The following is a 19,447-nucleotide window of genomic DNA, read 5'->3' on the forward strand; positions in this document are numbered from 1 at the left end:
TGGCCGCGTGCGGCCGGGGAAGGATGTGGCTGTGCTCGCGGTCGGAATCGACATCGGCGGAACCAAGATCGCCGGAGGGCTCGTCGATGATGCGGGGGAGATCCTGCACAAGACGCGCGTCGACACGCCACGCCGGGTCGCGGACATCGAAGCCGCGGTGGCCGACATGATCTCGCACCTGTCGGAAGGCAGGCACGTGGATGTCGCCGGCGTCGCCGCTGCCGGCTTCATCGACCGCGAGCGCTCCACGGTGTACTTCGCCCCGAACATCGCGTGGCGGGATGAGCCGCTCCGCGCACGCCTGGAAGAGCGCACCGGCATGGACGTGGCGATCGAGAACGACGCCAACGCGGCGGGCTGGGCCGAATACCGGTTCGGCTCTGGCCGCGGCATGAGCGACGTGGTGATGCTCACGCTCGGCACCGGCGTCGGCGGCGCCGTCGTCACGGACGGTGAGCTGTACCGCGGCGGGCACGGTATCGGCGGCGAGCTCGGCCACATGCGGGTCGTGCCCGGCGGCCGGGAGTGCGGCTGCGGTCAACGGGGCTGCCTCGAGACCTATGGCTCGGGCCGCGCGCTGCAGCGCGAGGCCGTGCAGATCGCCGACCAGCATCCCGACGATCTGGGCGCCGGCCTCGCGGCGGCACGTGCCGAGCGCGGCAAGCTGAGCGGCCCCATGATCTCGCGGCTCGTCCTGGCCGACGACGCCGGCGCCGTCGAGGCGCTGCGGCGGGTGGCCGTCGCCGTCGGCGACGCCTGTGGCAGCTTCTCGGCGATCCTCGATCCCCAGGCCTTCGTCATCGGCGGCGGCGTGTCGCAGCTGGGCGAGCGGCTGCTGGCCCCGATGCGCGAGGCCTACGCCGCGGCCATGCCGGGGCTCGGCTCCCGCCCGATCGCCGACTTCCACATCGCCCGGCTGACCAACGACGCCGGCGTCATCGGCGTCGCCGACCTCGCACGCCGGGGCCGGACCGGGAGGGCGTGAGCGATGTTCTACTGGTTGATGAAGTACATCGTCATCGGGCCCGTGCTCAAGGCGATCTTCCGACCCTGGGTCGTGGGGCGTGCGAATGTGCCCGCCCAGGGCGGCGCCATCCTGGCCAGCAACCACCTGTCGTTCATCGACTCGGTCTTCCTCCCGCTCATGATCGACCGCCCGGTCGCGTTCCTCGCCAAGAGCGACTACTTCACGGGCAAGGGCATCAAGGGCTGGGCGACCCGCGTCTTCTTCAAGGCCACGGGGCAGCTTCCCATCGACCGCTCGGGGGGCAAGGCCTCGGAGGCGTCCCTCAACACCGGCCTGAGTGTGCTCGCGCGTGAGGACCTGCTCGGCATCTACCCCGAGGGCACGCGCAGCCCCGACGGCAAGCTCTATCGGGGCCGCACCGGCATCGCGCGCATGGCCCTCGAGGCGCGGGTCCCGGTGGTGCCCGTCGTGATGGTGGACACGAGCCAGATCATGCCGATCGGCACGCGGCTGCCGCGCATCGGCCGGGTGGGTGTCGTCATCGGCGAGCCCCTCGACTTCTCGCGGTTCGCCGGGCTCGAGGGCGACCGCTATGTTCTGCGTTCGGTCGCGGACGAGATCATGGTGGCGCTGCAGCGCCTCGGCGAACAGGAATACGAGGACGTCTACGCCTCGTCGGTGAAGGACCGGCTGGCCCGGCGCTGAGCGCCTCCGGGGCGCGCTCAGGGGGCGTCGCGCGCGGATAGACTGTCCTGATGCCCACCCCGCACGACGCGCTCGACACCTGGCGCACTCTTCCCATCAAGCAGCAGCCCAACTGGTTGGACCCGGATGCCGTCGCCGCGGTCTCCGCCGAGATCGAGACGCTGCCGCCACTCGTCTTCGCCGGCGAGGTCGACATCCTGCGCGACCGTCTCGCCTCCGCCGCCGCGGGGGAGGCGTTCCTGCTTCAGGGCGGGGACTGCGCCGAGACCTTCGCCGGGGCGACCGCCGAGCAGATCCGCAACCGCATCAAGACCGTGCTGCAGATGGCCGTCGTGCTCACCTACGGCGCGTCGATGCCGGTCGTGAAGATGGGGCGCATGGCCGGGCAGTTCGCCAAGCCCCGCTCGAAGGACACCGAGACGCGCGGCGACGTGACGCTGCCCGCCTACCGCGGCGACATCGTCAACGGATTCGACTTCACCGAGGGCTCGCGGCGGGCCGACCCGCAGCGGCTGCTCAAGGGGTACCACACCGCGGCATCCACGCTGAACCTGATCCGTGCGTTCACGCAGGGGGGCTTCGCCGACCTGCGCGAGGTGCACAGCTGGAACAAGGGCTTCGCGCAGAACCCTGCCAACCAGCGCTACGAACGGCTCGCCTCCGAGATCGACCGCGCCATCAAGTTCATGGAGGCGGCCGGCGCCGACTTCGACGAGCTGCGACGCGTGGAGTTCTATACGGGCCACGAGGGTCTGCTGATGGACTACGAGCGCCCCATGACGCGCATCGACTCCCGCACGGGCACGCCCTACAACACGTCGGCGCACTTCCTCTGGATCGGGGAGCGCACGCGTGACCTCGACGGTGCGCACATCGACTACTTCTCGAAGATCCGCAACCCGATCGGCGTCAAGCTGGGCCCCTCGACGACGCCCGAGGTCGCCCTCGAGCTGATCGACAAGCTCGACCCGAAGCGCGAACCCGGTCGCCTCACGTTCATCACGCGCATGGGTGCGGGCAAGATCCGCGACGCTCTGCCGCCGCTGCTCGAGGCGGTGCGCGACTCCGGTGCGCGCCCCCTGTGGGTGACCGACCCCATGCACGGCAACGGCATCACGACGCCGACCGGCTACAAGACGCGCCGTTTCGACGACGTCGTCGACGAGGTAGCCGGCTTCTTCGAGTCGCACCGCGCCGTGGGCACCCACCCCGGCGGCATCCACGTCGAGCTCACGGGCGACGACGTGACGGAATGCCTGGGCGGCTCCGAGATGATCGAGGAGGCCACGCTCGCGACGCGTTACGAGAGCCTCTGCGATCCGCGCCTGAACCACATGCAGAGCCTGGAACTGGCGTTCCTCGTGGCCGAGGAGCTCGGCAAGCGCTGACCGCCTCCGCCCAGAGAGCACACGTGCCCCGGTCTTCTCGGAAGACCGGGGCACGTCTGCGTGCGCCGTGTGCGGCCCGCCGGAGGCGTCAGCCGGATGCCGTCAGCTGCAGATACACCGACGTGCCCAGCACGCGCGCGGCACCGGGCTCGGGGTCGGTGCCCGTCACCCGGGTGAGGGCGTCGGGGACGGCGTTCCAGAAGGGCGCGAAGTCCACGGTGAAGCCGGCATCCTCGAGGGTCGTGCGGGCCTCGTCGCGCGTGAGGTCGATCACGTCGGGGATGGGGAAGGGCTCGGGACCGAGCGAGACGATCAGCGTCGCCTCGTCGCCCGGGCGCCAGTTGCGCCCCTCCGGCTGACCCCGGATGCCGAGGACCTGGCCCTCGGCGAGCTCGTCGGAGTACTCCTCGGCGCGGGAATCGGCGACCCGCAGGTCGACGGCCTCGAGCGTGGCGGTGGCATCTCCCACGCCCATGCCTCGAACGCCGGGAACCGGACCGAGCGACACCGTGAGCACGACGGTGTCACCCTCGAGCACCTCACCGCCGTCCGAGATGTTCACCGCGTCGCCGCCGTCGCGCGGCTCGAGCCGCGCGGAGAGCACTGTTCCCGCGGACTCGTCCGAGAATTCGGTCGCGCTCTCACCGACCTGCAGGTTCAGATCGGCCAGCACCTGGCGCGCGGTGTTCTCCGGCGTCCCGACGAGGGGTTCGAGCGTGTGGGGCTGCGGGCCGAGCGACAGCACCACGGCCACCTCGGCATCCTGGTCGATGCGTTCGCCGGCGGCGGGCTCGGTGAAGAGCACCAGGCCCGGTTCCACGTCGAGACTGTGCCGCCCCTCGCCCTCGGTCGCGATCAGGGAGTCCTCCGCGAGGCGCTCCGCAGCGGCGTCGAAGGTCATCCCCGAGACATCGGCGACGGCCACGAGCGAGCCCGGTCCGGATCCGAAGAACCACCCCAGCCCCCCGGCTGCCGCCGCGAGCAGCAGCACGAGCAGCGCGGCCCACACACCTCGGGCGCGTCGGCGTCGCGTGCGCGTACGCAGCCGCGCGGCATTGTCGATCTCGACGTTCGTCGTGACGCCGCCCGTCGGCGGCGCCGCGGGGAGGACCTTGGTGAGGTCGCCGGAGCCGCCGTCCCCGGCGGCCGAAACGCCGGCGTTGGCGCGGGCGGGCGTCGGCGCGATGCCGAGGTCGCGTTCGATCTCGCGCAGACGCTCGAGCATGACCTGCGCATCGCGCGGCCGGTCGTCGGGCTCCTTCTCGGTGGCCCAGAGCACCAGCTCGTCGAGCTGCTCCGGCACCTGCGCGTTCTTCACGCTCGGCCGCGGCACCGTGTCGGTGGCGTGGCGGTACGCGATCTGCATGGGCTGCTCGCCCTTGTAGGGCTGGTCGCCGACGAGCATCTCGTAGAGCATGATGCCGAGCGCATAGATGTCGCTGCGGGCATCCGCCGTGCCGCGCGTCACCAGTTCGGGGGCGAGGTAGGCGATCGTGCCAAGCAGCATCTGCCCGGTCGCGGTGTTCGCCGTCGTCGCGCGGGCGAGACCGAAATCACCGATCTTGATGCGGCCGTCCTCGGCGAGCAGGATGTTCTCGGGTTTGACGTCGCGGTGCACGATGCCGGCGCGGTGCGCGGCGGCCAGCCCCGACAGGGTGGCGTCCATGATCGTGATGGTCTGCGCGACGTCGAGACGCTTCTGCTCGCGGAGAAGCTCGCGCAGCGTGATGCCCGGCAGGTACTCCATCACGAGGTACGCGATGCCCTCGTCCTGTCCCTGGTCGAAGACGTTGACCACGTGGGGATCGGCCAGCCGCGCGGCCGAGCGGGCCTCCTGGATGAATCGTCCCTGGAAGACGGCGTCGTCACTCAGGTGACCGTGCATGACCTTCAGCGCGACGCGGCGCTCGAGGCGCAGGTCCGTCGCCACATAGACCGTCGCCATGCCCCCGCGAGCGATACGGGCCCGCACGCGGTACCGATCGTCGACAAGCCGCCCGATGAGGGGGTCGGTTTGCTGGCTGGTGGTCACGCCAGCAGTCTACGGACGGGGCGGGCGCCTCCCGCGCGGCTCACCGGTGCCGGTGGGAGCCGGTTGGCCGCGGCATCGCGCTCACCCCAGTTCCGCGAGCCACGCGTGCGCGGCGGTCTCCCATTCGGCGTAGCGCTCGGGGAACGCCGAGATCTGCACGGCCTGCGCCGCCTCGGCGAACCCCATTCCCTGCCACCCGGCGATGTCGAGCAGGCCCCGGGTGCGGTCGCCGTTGGGGTCGGAGCTGCCGCCATAGAACACGCGTACGGCGCGCTCCGCGTCCTGCACCTGCTCCACGGTGCCCCAGCCCGTGCTGGGCCGCTGCTGGAACAGCCCCAGGGAATCCCGATCGCCCCAATCCAGGTTCCGGATCCAGGATTCGACCATGGCGGTGGCCAGGGCGATCGCGATGCCCTTGTCGGGCACACCCAGCTCGCGTCCCACGCGGATGATCAGACGTGCGTTGTCGCGCTGTTGCGCATCCAGTTGCGTCTCGGCCTGTTCAATCGTCGGTGTGACGGCGCGCACGGGCTCGGCGGCGGCAGCGTCATCACCATCGCCACCCTCGGGGGATGAGGCTCCCGGCACCGTGAGCGTCTGCCCGGGGTAGATGATCGAGCCCGGGCCGATGTCGTTCGCGGTGTAGAGGGCGGCCAGCGAGACGCCGTGGTCGCGGGCGATCGCCCACAGTGTGTCGCCGCCGACGACGGTGTGCTGTACGGATGCCGCATCCGCCGAACCTCGGTCGTCACTCGGCGCGTCCGCCGAAGGCTCCGTGCCGTCGTCGGCCGCCGCGTCGCCCGACGAGGCGGATCCGCCCGGGATCGTGAGCTGCTGTCCCGGATAGATCACGGAGGACCAGTCCAGCCCGTTGGCCTCGAACAGTGTGGACAGGTCGGAGTCGTGCCGGGCCGCGATGGCGGTGAGTGTCTCGCCGGCCGCCACCGTGTGGGTGACGGGGTCCCGCGGCTTCGGGGTGCTCTCGTGCGGCGCCGCGGCCGCTGGGCCGCGCAGGGACAGCGACAGGCCGGGATGGATGACCGACGACCGGTCGAGGCCGTTCCAGCGCAGCACGTCGGCGACTCCCAGCCCGAAGGAGGCGGCGATCGACCAGACCGTGTCACCGGGCGCGACGACGTAGTCATCGGGCACGGTGGATGCCGGGGCACTCCGCGGGAACGCGTGGGGTGCCGGCGCGTCGCGCGACTGCTCGGCCTGAGCGGGGGCGGCCGTCAAGGTCGCGGTGAGCGTCCCCATCAGCGCGGCGGGCATGCTCGCACGCAGCGCGTGCTCGCGGGGTATCGCACGGAGGAACCGTCGCACGGAACTTCCCCTCTCCTGTGAGAATGCAGAAACGCTGTCACGCTTGTGAACGGAAGTCAACAGAAGTGGTACAAGAGCACACCGGTGCTGGTGTGGTCTTTGTGGCGCGGGAGGGTGTGGAGGGCCGGCTTCTCGGCGCCGCGACGGCGTGCGATAGTGGCAGGGTGACCGCTTCGCCCTCCTGGACCGCCGCCACCGACTGGCTCACCATTCCCGAGGTCGCCGAGGCCCTCGGCGAGACCCCCGGCCGCGTGCGGCGACTACTCGATGAGCACTCGCTCGTCGCGGTGCGCCACGAGGGCGCGCTGCGCGTTCCCGCGGTGTTCCTCGTCGACGACCGGCCCCTGTCTTCGCTGCGCGGCACGGTCATCGTGCTCCGCGATGCCGGGTTCACGGACGAGGAGGCTGTCGAGTGGCTGCTCAGCCGTGACGAGATCATCGGCGACGCGCCCATCGATGCGCTGCGCGCCGGGCGCAAGCACGAGGTCAGGCGCGTCGCGAAGGCGCTCGCCTGAGGCCGCTCACGCCGTGCGGCTGACGGCGCGCTCCGCCAGGTCGCGCAGCGCCCCCACGGCCTGATGGCCGAGGGGAGCGCCCGCGAGCGCCCGATCGGCTTCGTGCGCGTAGTCGGCGATCAGCTGCTCCACGCGCTCGAGGGCGCCGCAATCGCGCAGGGCCCCCTGCATCGCCTCGATCTGCCCGGATTCGAGGGTCGGGTCGCCGAGCAGTTCGTCGAGCGTGCGCCGAAGCGGCGGTGGCAGCATCGGGCGCGCGAGCGCGATGAGGGCGGTGCGCTTGCCCTCGCGCAGGTCGTCGCCCGCCGGCTTGCCCGTGACGGCCGAGTCCCCGAAGACGCCGAGGACGTCGTCGCGCAGCTGGAACGCCATGCCCAGGGGATGGCCGAACGCGGCGAGGGCGGCATCCTGCTCCGGCGTCGCGCCGGCGAGGGCGGCTCCGATCAGCAGCGGCTGCTGCACCGAGTACCGAGCGGACTTGAAAGATGCCACCTGCAGGGCCCGGTGCAGCTGCTCGTCGTCGGGAACCTGCACGTGCGACGCCTCGGCCGCCACGTCCAGGTACTGGCCGAGTGTGACGTCGCGACGCATCCGCGCGTAGCGCTCCCGCGCGGCCGATGCCGGGCCGGGTGCGCAATCCGCGGCCCCCTCTTCGAGCAGGTCGTCGCTCCAGGCGACCAGCAGGTCGCCCAGGAGGATCGCCGCGGAGCGCCCGTACGCCTGCGCATCGCCGGCCCAGTCGGCCTCGCGATGCTGCGCCTGCAGAGCACGGTGCGCCGAGGGCCGCCCGCGCCGGGTATCGGAGTTGTCGATGATGTCGTCGTGCACGAGGGCGGCCGCGTGGAAGACCTCGAGCGCGGAGGCGGCGGAGACCACCGCGGCGGGAGGGTCATCCGCCGGGCGCCCCGCGGATGCCACTGCGCGCCAGCCCGTGAGGCAGAACTGTGCACGCAGGCGCTTGCCGCCTGTCAGGGCCTCCCGTGCAGCGCGGAGAATCGGCTCGGCCGCGGCGCCCAGATCACGGTTCTCGTCGGCACGATCATCGAAGAAGCTCTCCAGTCGCTGTGAAACCGCACGGATGGCATCTGGGGAACCCTGCACAGGCCTAGCCTAGTAAGTGGCGGCGCAGGTAGACTGACCACGCACAATTCACACCCCCGGGGGGACCGATGCCACTCTCCGAACAGGAGCAGCGCCTTCTCGATGAGATGGAGCGCCATCTGCTGCGCAACGACGCCGACGTCGTCAGCGCCGACCGCGATGGCCGCGCCGTCAATTACCGCAACGTCACCATCGGGGTGCTGATCGCCCTCGTCGGCATCGGCGGGCTCATCGCCGGTGTGGCGACCCAGTTGATCGTCATCGGCGTCATCGGCTTCGTGGCGATGCTCGGGGGCGTCGTGCTGGCGGCCACGCCCATGAAGGTGCTCTCGCCGCGGGTCGGCTCGACACCGAAGAGCGCGGGCTCGGGTGCGCCGAAAGCGGCATCCAGCTTCATGGACCGCATGAGCGACCGCTGGGACCGCCGGCAGGGCGGCGATCGCTGACACCCCTCCACTCCACTCCACTCTTGACGGGGCCGACCTTCGGGTCGGCCCCGTTTTCCGTGGCGCCACGGCATCCGGTCGCGCCGTTGCGCGCCTGTGCCCACCCGCCCGCGCGCGTGCTTCCCCTTGCGGCTGCAGATTTCGGCGGGGGCGGCGGGAATCGGTGGCGCCCGCGCCGATAAGTGCAGCCGCACCCGCTGTGCCGCTGAGGAGAGGGGCGCCGGGGTGCGCCGGAGTGCGCCCCACCCCGCTGGGAGTCCCGCCGAAGGGGTCCCTGCGCCGCGCCGACAGGCGACCGGGGTGCCCAATGATGGACGAGTGGAGTGAAGTGGAGTAAAGTGGGGCCTCGTGAGGGCGGCCGGGCGAGAGGGGGATGCCGATGCTTCTCGGTACCTACACCCCCAAACTCGACGACAAGGGCCGGGTGATCCTGCCCGCGAAATTCCGCGAGGATCTCGCCGGCGGCATCGTCGTCACGCGCGGCCAGGAGCGGTGTCTCTACGTGTTCAGTCAGCACGAGTTCGAGCGGGTGCACGAGCGCATCCGCGAGGCGCCGCTGTCGAACAAGCAGGCGCGCGACTTTCTGCGCATGTTCCTCTCGGGCGCCAGCGCCGACATGCCCGACTCGCAGAACCGCATCACCGTCCCGCAGCCCCTGCGCACCTACGCCGGGCTCGAGAAGGAGCTGGTGGTGACGGGCGTGGGCGCCCACGCCGAGATCTGGAACGCGGACGCCTGGAACGCCTACGCCGAAGCCAACGAAGAGACCTACGCCGAGATGGAGCAGGAGGTGATCCCGGGCCTGTTCTGAGCCCCTGGTCCTGACTCCCAGCCGCCACGCCCTGGCGCACTTCCCCGGTGCCAGGTCGGAGCGGATGGGGATCAGGATCCGGGGACCGGCCCCGAAGCCATGGAAGCTCGCGACCTGCACACCCCCGTCCTGCTCGAGCGCTGCGTCGAGCTGCTCGCGCCGGCTCTCGAGAGCCCGGGCGCCGTCCTGGTGGATGCCACGCTCGGCATGGGCGGGCACTCCGAGGCCCTCCTCGAACGCTTCCCGCACGCGCACCTGCTCGGCCTCGACCGCGACACCGACGCCCTGCGGCTCGCGGGGGAGCGCCTGTCGCGGTTCGGCGATCGGGTGGGCCTCGTGCACACCGTGTACGACGGGATCGCGGATGCCGCGGCATCCGCCGAGCTGGATGAGGTCGACGCGGTGCTGTTCGATCTGGGCGTCTCGTCGCTGCAGCTCGACGAGTCCGAGCGCGGCTTCGCCTATGCGCGCGACGCGCCCCTCGACATGCGGATGGACCAGACGCAGGGGACGACCGCGGCCGAGGTCATCGCGACATACCCCGAGGGAGGCCTGCGCCGCATCTTCGAGCGCTACGGCGAGGAGAAGCTCGCCGCCCGGTACGCCCGCTTCATCGTCGCCGCCCGCGCCGAGACCCCGATCGAACGTTCGGGACAGCTGGTCGACATCCTCATCGCGGCCACCCCCGCCGCCGTGCAGCGCGCGGGGCATCCGGCCAAGCGGGTCTTCCAGGCGCTGCGCATCGAGGTCAACGCCGAGCTCAGCGTGCTCGAGCGGGCGATCCCCGCCGCGCTCGAGCTGCTGCGCGTGGGCGGGCGCATCGTCGTGATGTCGTACCAGTCGCTCGAGGACCGCATCGTCAAGCGTGCGTTCGCGGATGCCGTCGCCTCCACCGCCCCGGCCGGGCTGCCGGTCGAGCTGCCCGAACACCGCCCCCGCTTCCGGCTTCTCGTCAAGGGCGCCGAGATGGCCTCCGCGGCCGAGCGGGAACGCAACCCGCGTGCGGCTCCCGTGCGTCTGCGCGCGGCCGAGAGAGTGAGGGCCGCATGAGCCTCGAGGCGGTCGCCCCCCTCCACGCCCCGTCGCCGGCCGAGCCGCGCCGCACCCTCCGTCCCGTCAGCCGGCCCGTCGCGCCGCCCGCGCGCCGCCGCCGTCCGCGCGTGCTGTATGCGATCATCGCGCTCAGCGGAGCGCTCGCGATCGCCGCGGCGCAGATGGGACTGTCGATCGCGATGACGCAGGGCGTGTACGTGGAGCAGCAGCTCGAGCAGCGCATCCAGGACCTCGCGTACCAGAGGCAGTCGCTGACGGATGCCGTCGCCGGCCTCAGCTCGCCGCAGTACCTCGCCGCGAACGCCGCTGCCCTCGGCATGGTGATCAACGAGGCGCCGTCGTACCTGCGCCTCTCCGACGGCGCCGTGCTCGGTGGTGGCTCGGCCGCGACGGTCGGCTCGAGCATCGACGCCGTCGAGCGCGGCAGCGTCCCCAACGCCCTCGTGCAGGACACCCCGCTCGTGACCGACCCCGACGCGACGATCGACGGGGCACGTCCGGCGCCCGCGCCGCCGGCATCCGACGCCGAATCGACGGGTGACGCCCCCGAGGCCGCCGCTCCGCCGGCGCTCTCGGACGGACTGCCCAGCCCGGTGACCCGCTGACATGTCGACGCGCGCCACTCGTTCTCCCCGTCGTCGCACCGTCGTCGCGCTCGCCGTCGTGCTGGCGGTCCTGGTCGCCTTCGTCATCCGCCTCGTCGACATCCAGGTCGTCAATGCGGAGTCGCTGCGCGCGGACTCCCTGGGGGTCGGCATCGGGGGCGAGCGCACGCTGTACGGTGCCCGCGGCACGATCGTCGACGAGACCGGCGCGGAGCTGGCGGGCAACGTCGTCGAATACGACTGGGAGTTCAACCCCCAGCACGTCGCCGACATCGAGCGCGATGGGCCCGACGGCGAGCCGGTCGTGATCACCTGGCCCGAACAGGCCGAGAAGATCGCCGCCATCACCGGACAGACGCCCGAAGAGGTCGAGCAGATCGTGGCGGATGCGCTCGCCGCGAACCCCGACACGCAGTGGGCCCAGCTCGCGACGGGGCTGACGACCGACCAGCACCAGGCGCTGCGCGAACTGGGATACCCCTACCTGACCTATCGCGAGCACCCGGCACGCACCTACACCGACGGCGCCGTCGCCGGCAATCTGCTCGGCTTCGTCGGCGCGGATGCCGAGCCGCTGGCGGGGCTGGAGGCGTCCGAGGACGCGTGCCTGGCGGCATCCAACGGCACCGAGTCCTATGCGCGGGGCAAGGACGGCGTGGTGATCCCCGGCACGCTCAACCAGACTCCCGCTGTCGACGGCGGCACCTTGCAGTTGACGATCAACCGCGACCTGCAGTGGTATCTGCAGCAGATGATCGCCGAAGAGGTGCAGCGCGAACGCGCCGAGTACGGCACGGTCACCGTGGTCGAGGTCGACACGGGCAAGGTGCGCGCCGCGGCCGAGTACCCGAGCGTCGACCCGAACGACCCGACGGCGTCGCCGGTCGAGGATCGTGGCAGCCGTATCTTCTCGGCGCACTTCGAGCCAGGCTCGACCTTCAAGCCGATCACCGCGGCGACCCTGATCGAGGAGGGCGCCGCAACGCCGCTCACACCGACCGTGTCGGCATCGGGGCGCGAGACGTTCCCCAACGGGGTGACGATCAACGACATCTTCTCGCACCCCGCCTACACCTACACGTTGGCGGGCGCGCTGGTGGACTCGTCGAACGTCGCGCTGTCGAAGTTCGGCACGATGGTGTCGGACGACGTGCGCCACGACTATCTCGCCGATTTCGGCGTGGGCGCGGGCACCGCGATCGGCTTTCCCGGTGAGGCGAGCGGCATCCTCAACCCCACGCCGTGGGACGACGCGTCGCATTTCACCACGACGTTCGGGCAGTACTTCACGGTCACGGCGCCGCAGGTGGCCAGCGTCTACCAGACGATCGCCAACCGGGGTGTGCGCGTGCCGCTGACCCTCGTCGAGTCCTGCACGACCGCATCGGGTGAGGTCATCCAGCCGGACGTGCCCGAGCCCGAACGGGTGATCAGCGAGGACACGGCCGCGGATGTGACCCTGATGCTCGAGAACGTGTACCAGCAGGTCGCGAACCACGACGTGCTCGCCGTCGACGGGTACCGCATGGCGACCAAGTCGGGCACCGCGCAGAAGCCCGACGGCGAGGGCGGCTACAAGCAAGGTATCTTCTATACGACCCTCGCGGGCTTCGCGCCGGCGGATGATCCGGAGTACGTCGTGATCCTGACTCTCGACGAACCGAAGAAGAATCGGGCGTCTGCGGCGAACGCGCCCGGCTTCCAGAAGGCGATGACCCAGGTGCTGAAGACGTTCCGGGTGCTCCCGTCCGAGGAAGAGGGCCCGGAGATCCTGCCGAAATACCGGTGAGCGAGATGATGTGCCGCCGCCGGGGCGGGACCGGAAAGGAAAAGGGACGTCGATGATCGCGTTGACCCTTGCGGAGATCGCCCGCGTGACGGGCGGTGCGCTGCGCCCGCACGGCGCCCACACGCCCGACAGTGTGATCGACGGCGCCGTCGACACCGATTCCCGCGCGATCGGCCCGGGCGGCGTCTTCGCCGCCAAGCCGGGGGAGCACACCGACGGTCACCTGTTCGTGCCGGCGGCGGTCGAGCGCGGCGCGGCCCTGGCCCTCGTCGAACATCCCGTCGATGTCGAGGTGACGCAGGTGGTCGTGCCGAGCGTGGTGCACGCCCTCGCCGACCTCGCGCGGCACGTGGTCGCGCGCGTGCGCGACGGGGGCGCCCTCACCGTCGTCGGCGTCACCGGATCGAACGGCAAGACCACCACGAAGAACCTGCTCGCCCGCATCCTCGTCGACGAGGGCGAGACGATCTGGCCCGTCGCCTCGTTCAACAACGAGGTCGGCGCGCCGCTGACGATGCTCCGGGTCACGCACGACACGAGGTATCTCGTCAACGAGTTCGGTGCGAGTGCGCCGGGCGAGATCGCCCGGCTCGCCGGGCTCGTGACGCCCGACATCGGCGTGGTGCTGATGGTGGGCATGGCTCACGCCGGTGGTTTCGGAGGCATCGAGCGCACCGTGGCGGCCAAGAGCGAGCTCGTCGCCGCCATCCGTCCCGGCGGTACCGCCGTGCTCAACGTCGACGACCCCCGCGTCGTTGGGATGGCAGAGATCGCACGCAACCGGGGCGCCGAGGTGCGCTGGTTCGGGCTGGGTGCATCGGCCGACGTGCGTGCCGCAGACGTGATCGTGGATGCCGACGGCACCTCGTGCACGGTTCACGTCGGTCCGGTCTCGGCGCCGCTGCGTCTGCGCGTGCTCGGCGAGCACCACGTCATGAACGCGCTTGCGGCGATCGCCGTGGCAACCCGGATCGGCGTCACCCTGTCGGCCTGCGTCGAACGGCTCGGCACCGTCGAGCTCGCGGAGCGCTGGCGGATGCAGGTGATGGGTTCCCCGCGCGTGCGCATCATCAACGACGCCTACAACGCCAGCCCCGACTCCATGAAGGCCGCGCTGCGCACGCTCGCGCAGATCACCGAGCCCGGCGAGCGCACCGTCGCGGTGCTCGGAGCGATGAGCGAGCTGGGGGAGTACGCCGAGGAGGAGCACGACCGCATCGGACTGCTCGCCGTGCGCCTCGGCATCCAGCGCATCGTGATCATCGGCGCCGACGCGCGACGCATGTACCTCGAGGCGATCGCGCAGGGATCGTGGGACGGCGAGGCCGTGTTCTTCGCCGACGCCGACGAGGCGTTCGCGTACCTGAGGGGCGAACTGCGCGACGGCGACCGTGTGCTCGTCAAGTCCTCCAACGCCGCGGGGCTCCGGCACCTCGGGGACCGTCTGGGAGAATCGTTCTCGTGAGATCACTCCTGACAGCGGCGGCGATCTCGCTCGCCTTCACCCTGTTCCTCACCCCGGTCTTCATCCGCCTGTTCCGGCAATGGGGCTGGGGTCAGGTGATCCGCACCCCCGAGGACATCCGCAACCCCTCCCACGCCGCCAAGCGCGGCACGCCCACGATGGGCGGCACCATCTTCATCGCGGGAACGATCGTCGGGTACCTGATCGGCGCGTACACGGGCGGCAATCCTCCGACGGTGTCCGCCCTGCTCGTGATCTGGATGATGGTGGGCTTCGGCGCGGTCGGATTCATCGACGACTACATGAAGGTCCGGCGTCAGCGAAGTCTCGGGCTCGAGGGATGGCCCAAGGTCGTCGGGCAGATCCTCGTCACCGTGCCGTTCGGCATCGCGGCGCTGAACTTTCCGAACCAGTGGGATCAGACTCCCGCGAGCGCCTACGTGTCGCTCTTCCGCGACCTGCCCGTGCTGTCGTTCATGGCGCTCGGCCCGATCCTCGGCTGGCTGCTCTACCTGGCCTGGCTGTCGCTGATCGGGGTCGCCTCGTCGAACAGCGTCAACGTCACCGACGGTCTCGACGGCCTCGCGGCAGGGTCGGGCATCTTCGTCGTGGGGGCCTACAGCCTCATCGCGTTCTGGCAGTTCAACCAGGTGTGCACGGGGGTGGGGCCCGCGCCCGCACTCCTCCAGGCCTGCTACGACGTGCGAGATCCGTTCGATCTGGCGATCATCTCGGCCTCGTTCGTGGGGGCGCTCGTCGGATTCCTCTGGTGGAATGCCCCGAAGGCGCAGCTGTTCATGGGCGACGCGGGCTCGATGGCCATCGGCGGGGTCGTCGCCGCGATGGCGATCCTCACTCGCACCGAGCTGCTCGTCATCCTCGTCGCGGGCGTCTACGTCATCGCCTCGGGATCGGTCATCCTGCAGCGGCTGTACTTCAAGCTCACGCGCGGCAAACGCATGTTCCTGATGAGTCCGCTGCATCATCATCTCGAGATGCGCGGCTGGTCGGAGGTCTCGATCGTCGTGCGCATGTGGATCATCGCCGGGATGCTGGCCGTCTCGGGCGTCGGGTTGTTCTACGTCGAGTGGCTGGCGAGCGCGTCGTGACGGGGCCGAAGAGATGACGGATGCGGCATCCACCCGGCTCGATCTGCTGACGAGCTGGCACGCGGAGTGGAAGGGACTGCGCGTGGCCGTCCTGGGGCTGGCCCAGACGGGATTCTCGGTCGCCGACACGCTCGCGGAGCTGGGCGCGGACGTGCTCGTGGTCAGCGAGGACGCGGCGCAGGAGTACTCGCGGCTGGTGCCGGTGATCGGTGCGCGGCTGCGGCTCGGCGACCTGGGCGAACTGACCGACGAGCTCGTCGACTTCGACCCCGAGCTCGTCGTCGCGTCCCCGGGGTTCGCGCCGCATCATCCGCTCGTGCAGTGGACGACCGAGCGTGGTCTGCCGCTGTGGGGAGACGTCGAGCTCGCCTGGCGCGTGCGCGACAAGGTCCCGAGGGCGGACGGCACGCCGGCCGACTGGATCCTCGTCACGGGCACCAACGGCAAGACGACGACCACGCGGCTGGCGGCGACCATGATCGCGTCGGCCGGCATGCGCGCCGCGCCGTGCGGCAACATCGGCGTGCCGGTGCTCGACGCGGTGCGCGACCCGGCCGGTTTCGACGTGCTCGTCGTAGAACTCTCGAGCCACCAGCTCTGGTACCTGTCGCTCTCGGCGTCCGCGGGGCAGCCCCAGCCGGCGGCATCCGTCTGCCTCAATCTTGCCGACGACCATCTGGAGTGGCACGGTTCGGCCGCCGAGTATCGTCGCGCAAAGGCAGGGGTCTACCGCAACACCCGGGTGGCGTGCGTCTACAACAAGGCGGATGCCGCGACGCGCGAGATGGTCGAGGACGCCGAGGTCATCGAGGGCGCGCGCGCGATCGGCTTCGACCTGGGCGTGCCCGGTCCGAGCGACCTCGGGCTCGTCGAGGGCATTCTCGTCGACCGCGCGTTCCTCGCCGAGCGGCGCTCGAGCGCTCTCGAGATCACAACGGTCGAGCGACTGCGCCGGCAGGGACTGGGCGCGCCCCACATCGTCGCGAACATCCTGGCCGCGGCCGCTCTCGCGCGTGCGGTCGGCGTCGCACCGGCCGCCATCCGCGACGCCCTCGAGTCCTTCCGGCTCGACCCCCACCGCATCGAGGTGGTGGCCGTGCACGCCGGGCTCACGTGGGTCGACGACTCGAAGGCGACCAACCCGCACGCCGCCGCATCCTCGCTCGCCGCGTACCCGGGAGCCGTCTGGGTCGTGGGCGGTGTGCTGAAGGGCGTCGACATCGCCCCGCTCGTGCGGGAGCGCGGCACCGGCGCCAAAGCGGCGATCGTGATCGGCGTCGAGCGGGCGGATGTCGTGGACGCGTTCGGCCGACACGCCCCCGCGGTCCCCGTCTTCGAGGTGACCGCAGATGAGACTGAGGACGTCATGGCTCAGGTCGTCGAACTGGCGGCGGGCATCGCCTCGACGGGAGACACCGTGCTGCTGGCTCCCGCCGCGGCATCCTTCGACCAGTTCGGCGGGTACGCCGAGCGTGGCGCACGGTTCGCAGACGCCGTGCGTGCGCACATCCAGACGACGTGGACGGGGGAGGGCGATGGCGACATCGACGCCGACCAGGCCCCACCCGGGTCCGGCTGACGACGGCGACGGTCGCCGCGGCCTCGCCGCCCGCGTCTCGCTCGGCAAGGTGTTCGCACCGGTGCCCAGCGAGTTCTACCTGATCGCGTCGACCGCGATCCTGCTCACGGGCTTCGGCCTCGTCATGGTGCTCTCGGCGACCACCGCGACCTCGACGGCCCTGGGCGAGAGCCCCTTCGACGCCCTGCTCAAGCAGGGGGTGTTCGCCGTCATCGGCATCCCCCTCATGTTCATCGCCTCGCGCTTTCCGATCCGGTTCTGGAAGCGTGTGGCGTGGCCTCTGCTGATCCTGACGGTGCTGTTCCAGCTGCTGGTGTTCACCCCGCTCGGCATCGAGGTGTACGGAAACCGCAACTGGATCGGCATCGCCGGCTACACCGTGCAGCCGGCGGAGTTCCTCAAGCTGGGCCTGGCGCTGTGGGTCGGCTACGTGCTCTACCGCAAGCAGACCCTGCTGGGGCTCTGGCGCCACGTGTTCATTCCGCTCGTGCCCGTCGCGATCGCGGTGGTCGCGACCGTCATGGCGGGGCGCGACCTGGGCACGGCCATGATCCTCGTGCTGATCGTGCTGGGTGGCCTGTTCTTCTCGGGCGTGCGACTGCGCATCTTCATCATCCCGCTGCTGCTCGGCGCGGCCGTGGTGGCGTACTACGCCGTCGCGAGCCCCAACCGCCTGCGCCGGATCATGAGCTTCATGGACCCGAACTGCGACTACTTCGACGACTGCTACCAGCCCCTGCACGGGGTGTTCGGGCTGGCCGGCGGGGGCGTGTTCGGCCTCGGCCTGGGCAATTCCAAGGAGAAGTACGACTGGCTGCCCGCCGCGGCGAACGACTACATCTTCGCGATCGTGGGCGAGGAGCTCGGCCTGATCGGGGCCGTGCTGGTGCTGCTGCTGTTCACCCTGTTCGCGGTGGGTGCGTTCCACGTCATCCGCAAGACCGACGACCGGTTCGTGCGGATCGTCTCGGGCGGCATCACCGTCTGGATCGTCGGTCAGGCCCTGATCAACATCGGCGTCGTGCTGCGGGTCTTCCCCGTGCTCGGCGTGCCGCTGCCGTTCATGTCGCAGGGGGGCACATCGCTGCTGTCGGTGCTGATCGCCTCGGGCGTGCTGCTCTCGTTCGCGCGGTCGCTCCCCATGCGCGCGCGCGGCTGATCGGCGCGGCGCGAGGAGTATGGCGCGCCGCGAGGACTCTCGCGGCTCCTGAATCCTCCTCCCGCGCGATTGTCCTCGCCCCGCGCGGGGCGGGTAGCCTCGCCAGGGTGACGACGTATCTGCTGGCCGGCGGGGGCACCGCGGGGCACGTCAACCCGCTGCTCGCGGTGGCCGACGGGCTCCGTGCGCGCGGTCGCAGCGACGAGGTGCTCGTGCTCGGCACCGAGGAGGGCCTCGAGGCCCGGCTGGTGCCGCTGCGCGGATACGAGCTGCTGACGATCGAGCGTCTGCCGTTCCCGCGCCGGCTCGGCCGCGAGGCGGCATCCTTCCCCTGGCGCTTCCGACGCGCGGTCGCCGCCGTCCGTGGGATGATCCGCACACGGGGCGTGGATGCCGTCGTCGGCTTCGGCGGGTACGCGTCCGCCCCCGCCTACGTGGCCGCCCGACGCGAGCGGGTGCCCTTCATCGTGCACGAGGCGAACGCCCGGCCGGGCCTGGCGAATGTGCTCGGCGCGCGCCGAGCGGCGGGCGTCGGGGTCGCGTTCGCCGGCACCCCGCTCCGGCGCTCGCGCGTGGTCGGCATGCCGCTGCGCCCCGAGATCGTCGACCTCGATCGCGTGGGCCTGCGCCGGGAGGCGGCATCCCACTACGGGCTGGATGCCGCGCGCCCGACGCTGCTGGTCTTCGGGGGATCGCTGGGGGCCAAGCGCCTGAACGAGGCCTTGGCGGGGGCGTACGCCGATGTGCTCGCGGCCGGGTATCAGCTGGTGCACGTCACCGGCAGCCGGTGGGAGGGCCAGGACCCGCACGTGCCCGGCTACGTCGTGCGCGCCTACGAGGACCGCATGGATCTGGCGTTCGCCCTCGCCGACGTGATCGTCTCGCGCGCGGGGGCGGCGACGGTGAGCGAGATCAGTGCCCTCGGCATCCCGGCGGTGTACGTGCCCTACGCCGTCGGCAACGGCGAGCAGCGTCTGAACGCCGCCGCGTCGGTCGAAGCCGGGGCCGCCCTGCTGATCGATGATGCCGCGTTCACCCCCGACCGGGTGCGGTCGGACGTGGTGCCTCTGCTGCAGGATGCCGCCCGGCTGGAGCGCATGCGCGCGGCGGCCGAGCGCGTCGGCACCCGGTCGGGCACCGAGAACGTGATCGCGCTGATCGACGAGGCGCTCGGGCGCTGACGCGGCTCCTGCGCGCATCGGCGCCGTCGCGAACCGGTCGCTGTGCGGCGCCCGCTGGCGTTCGGCTGTCGCGAACCGCTCCCTGGGCGGCGCGACACAGCGTTCTGCGGCAGCGGAGCGCCGGCGCGGAGCGCCGGCGGGGAGCGCGGGCGGTCCCGCGGAGCGTCCGGGCGTTCCCCGCGGGTCAGGCGATCGCACAGGGCGGCCCGACCTACACTT

Annotated in this window: 17 protein-coding genes; 14 read left to right on the forward strand and 3 right to left on the reverse strand. The window is 71.1% G+C overall.

Translation table 11 applies throughout. The features are described from left to right. Positions 1–31 precede the first annotated feature (31 nt). The 3 genes from M4I32_RS10150 to M4I32_RS10160 are packed head-to-tail and all read left to right on the forward strand — an operon-like array spanning position 32 to position 3,060. Positions 32–985, forward strand: coding sequence for an ROK family glucokinase (locus M4I32_RS10150; RefSeq protein ID WP_319034378.1), 954 nt, complete (start codon positions 32–34; stop codon positions 983–985). Between the two features lie 3 nt (positions 986–988). Next, complete coding sequence (locus M4I32_RS10155; protein ID WP_319034379.1) at positions 989–1,672, forward strand: lysophospholipid acyltransferase family protein; 684 nt, start codon at positions 989–991, stop codon at positions 1,670–1,672. Between the two features lie 50 nt (positions 1,673–1,722). Further along, a complete protein-coding gene (locus M4I32_RS10160; protein ID WP_319034380.1) occupies positions 1,723–3,060 on the forward strand; it encodes a class II 3-deoxy-7-phosphoheptulonate synthase in 1,338 nt (445 codons plus the stop codon). Positions 3,061–3,148: 88 nt separating this feature from the next. On the opposite strand, the gene pknB is transcribed toward M4I32_RS10160, so the two are convergent. Then, positions 3,149–5,092: a Stk1 family PASTA domain-containing Ser/Thr kinase gene (gene pknB, locus M4I32_RS10165; RefSeq protein WP_319034381.1), complete on the reverse strand. Its 1,944-nt coding sequence runs from the start codon at positions 5,090–5,092 to the stop codon at positions 3,149–3,151. Positions 5,093–5,173: 81 nt separating this feature from the next. After that, the gene (locus M4I32_RS10170; RefSeq protein ID WP_413466811.1) at positions 5,174–6,364 is read right to left on the reverse strand and encodes a LysM peptidoglycan-binding domain-containing protein; all 1,191 of its coding nucleotides are present in this window, start codon (positions 6,362–6,364) and stop codon (positions 5,174–5,176) included. Between the two features lie 215 nt (positions 6,365–6,579). Between M4I32_RS10170 and M4I32_RS10175 the strand changes: the two genes are divergently transcribed. Next, positions 6,580–6,930 (forward strand): Rv2175c family DNA-binding protein, encoded by a 351-nt coding sequence (locus M4I32_RS10175; protein ID WP_319034383.1) that lies wholly within the window; start codon positions 6,580–6,582, stop codon positions 6,928–6,930. 6 nt (positions 6,931–6,936) lie between these two features. Here M4I32_RS10175 and M4I32_RS10180 read toward each other — a convergent pair whose 3' ends face one another. Further along, entirely contained in the window at positions 6,937–8,031 is a 1,095-nt protein-coding gene (locus M4I32_RS10180; protein WP_319034384.1) for a polyprenyl synthetase family protein, read from the reverse strand. 68 nt (positions 8,032–8,099) lie between these two features. Between M4I32_RS10180 and M4I32_RS10185 the strand changes: the two genes are divergently transcribed. From M4I32_RS10185 to M4I32_RS10230, 10 genes are all read left to right on the forward strand, one after another. Continuing rightward, complete coding sequence (locus M4I32_RS10185) at positions 8,100–8,477, forward strand: DUF3040 domain-containing protein (RefSeq protein ID WP_319034385.1); 378 nt, start codon at positions 8,100–8,102, stop codon at positions 8,475–8,477. Between the two features lie 379 nt (positions 8,478–8,856). Continuing rightward, positions 8,857–9,288, forward strand: coding sequence for a division/cell wall cluster transcriptional repressor MraZ (gene mraZ / locus M4I32_RS10190; RefSeq protein WP_319034386.1), 432 nt, complete (start codon positions 8,857–8,859; stop codon positions 9,286–9,288). 99 nt (positions 9,289–9,387) lie between these two features. Beyond that, positions 9,388–10,338 (forward strand): 16S rRNA (cytosine(1402)-N(4))-methyltransferase RsmH, encoded by a 951-nt coding sequence (rsmH, locus tag M4I32_RS10195; protein ID WP_319034387.1) that lies wholly within the window; start codon positions 9,388–9,390, stop codon positions 10,336–10,338. Next, positions 10,335–10,946: a hypothetical protein gene (locus M4I32_RS10200; protein WP_319034388.1), complete on the forward strand. Its 612-nt coding sequence runs from the start codon at positions 10,335–10,337 to the stop codon at positions 10,944–10,946. The genes rsmH and M4I32_RS10200 overlap by 4 nt, the downstream gene beginning before the upstream one ends. A gap of 1 nt (position 10,947) precedes the next feature. Beyond that, positions 10,948–12,735, forward strand: a complete 1,788-nt coding sequence (locus M4I32_RS10205; protein WP_319034389.1) for a penicillin-binding protein 2 — start codon at positions 10,948–10,950, stop codon at positions 12,733–12,735. Positions 12,736–12,787: 52 nt separating this feature from the next. Further along, the gene (locus M4I32_RS10210) at positions 12,788–14,200 is read left to right on the forward strand and encodes a UDP-N-acetylmuramoyl-tripeptide--D-alanyl-D-alanine ligase (RefSeq protein WP_319034390.1); all 1,413 of its coding nucleotides are present in this window, start codon (positions 12,788–12,790) and stop codon (positions 14,198–14,200) included. Beyond that, a complete protein-coding gene (gene mraY, locus M4I32_RS10215; protein WP_319034391.1) occupies positions 14,197–15,309 on the forward strand; it encodes a phospho-N-acetylmuramoyl-pentapeptide-transferase in 1,113 nt (370 codons plus the stop codon). The genes M4I32_RS10210 and mraY overlap by 4 nt, the downstream gene beginning before the upstream one ends. A gap of 13 nt (positions 15,310–15,322) precedes the next feature. Next, positions 15,323–16,888: a UDP-N-acetylmuramoyl-L-alanine--D-glutamate ligase gene (gene murD, locus M4I32_RS10220; protein WP_319034392.1), complete on the forward strand. Its 1,566-nt coding sequence runs from the start codon at positions 15,323–15,325 to the stop codon at positions 16,886–16,888. Then, a complete protein-coding gene (gene ftsW / locus M4I32_RS10225) occupies positions 16,845–18,047 on the forward strand; it encodes a putative lipid II flippase FtsW (protein ID WP_319034393.1) in 1,203 nt (400 codons plus the stop codon). The genes murD and ftsW overlap by 44 nt, the downstream gene beginning before the upstream one ends. Before the next feature lie 107 nt (positions 18,048–18,154). Next, a complete protein-coding gene (locus tag M4I32_RS10230; protein WP_319034394.1) occupies positions 18,155–19,228 on the forward strand; it encodes a UDP-N-acetylglucosamine--N-acetylmuramyl-(pentapeptide) pyrophosphoryl-undecaprenol N-acetylglucosamine transferase in 1,074 nt (357 codons plus the stop codon). Positions 19,229–19,447: the final 219 nt, after the last annotated feature.

It is taken from the genome of Microbacterium sp. LRZ72 (assembly GCF_033792225.1).
In the GTDB taxonomy this organism is placed as follows: Bacteria; Actinomycetota; Actinomycetes; order Actinomycetales; family Microbacteriaceae; genus Microbacterium.

Coding starts and splice junctions, on each gene's coding strand:
- M4I32_RS10185 (WP_319034385.1), top strand. CDS start 8,100: ATGCCACTCTCCGAACAGGAGCAGCGCCTTCTCGATGAGATGGAGCGC.
- M4I32_RS10155 (WP_319034379.1), top strand. CDS start 989: ATGTTCTACTGGTTGATGAAGTACATCGTCATCGGGCCCGTGCTCAAG.
- ftsW (WP_319034393.1), top strand. CDS start 16,845: ATGGCGACATCGACGCCGACCAGGCCCCACCCGGGTCCGGCTGACGAC.
- M4I32_RS10210 (WP_319034390.1), top strand. CDS start 12,788: ATGATCGCGTTGACCCTTGCGGAGATCGCCCGCGTGACGGGCGGTGCG.
- mraZ (WP_319034386.1), top strand. CDS start 8,857: ATGCTTCTCGGTACCTACACCCCCAAACTCGACGACAAGGGCCGGGTG.
- M4I32_RS10200 (WP_319034388.1), top strand. CDS start 10,335: ATGAGCCTCGAGGCGGTCGCCCCCCTCCACGCCCCGTCGCCGGCCGAG.
- M4I32_RS10205 (WP_319034389.1), top strand. CDS start 10,948: ATGTCGACGCGCGCCACTCGTTCTCCCCGTCGTCGCACCGTCGTCGCG.
- murD (WP_319034392.1), top strand. CDS start 15,323: ATGACGGATGCGGCATCCACCCGGCTCGATCTGCTGACGAGCTGGCAC.
- rsmH (WP_319034387.1), top strand. CDS start 9,388: ATGGAAGCTCGCGACCTGCACACCCCCGTCCTGCTCGAGCGCTGCGTC.
- M4I32_RS10170 (WP_413466811.1), bottom strand. CDS start 6,364: ATGCCCGCCGCGCTGATGGGGACGCTCACCGCGACCTTGACGGCCGCC.
- M4I32_RS10160 (WP_319034380.1), top strand. CDS start 1,723: ATGCCCACCCCGCACGACGCGCTCGACACCTGGCGCACTCTTCCCATC.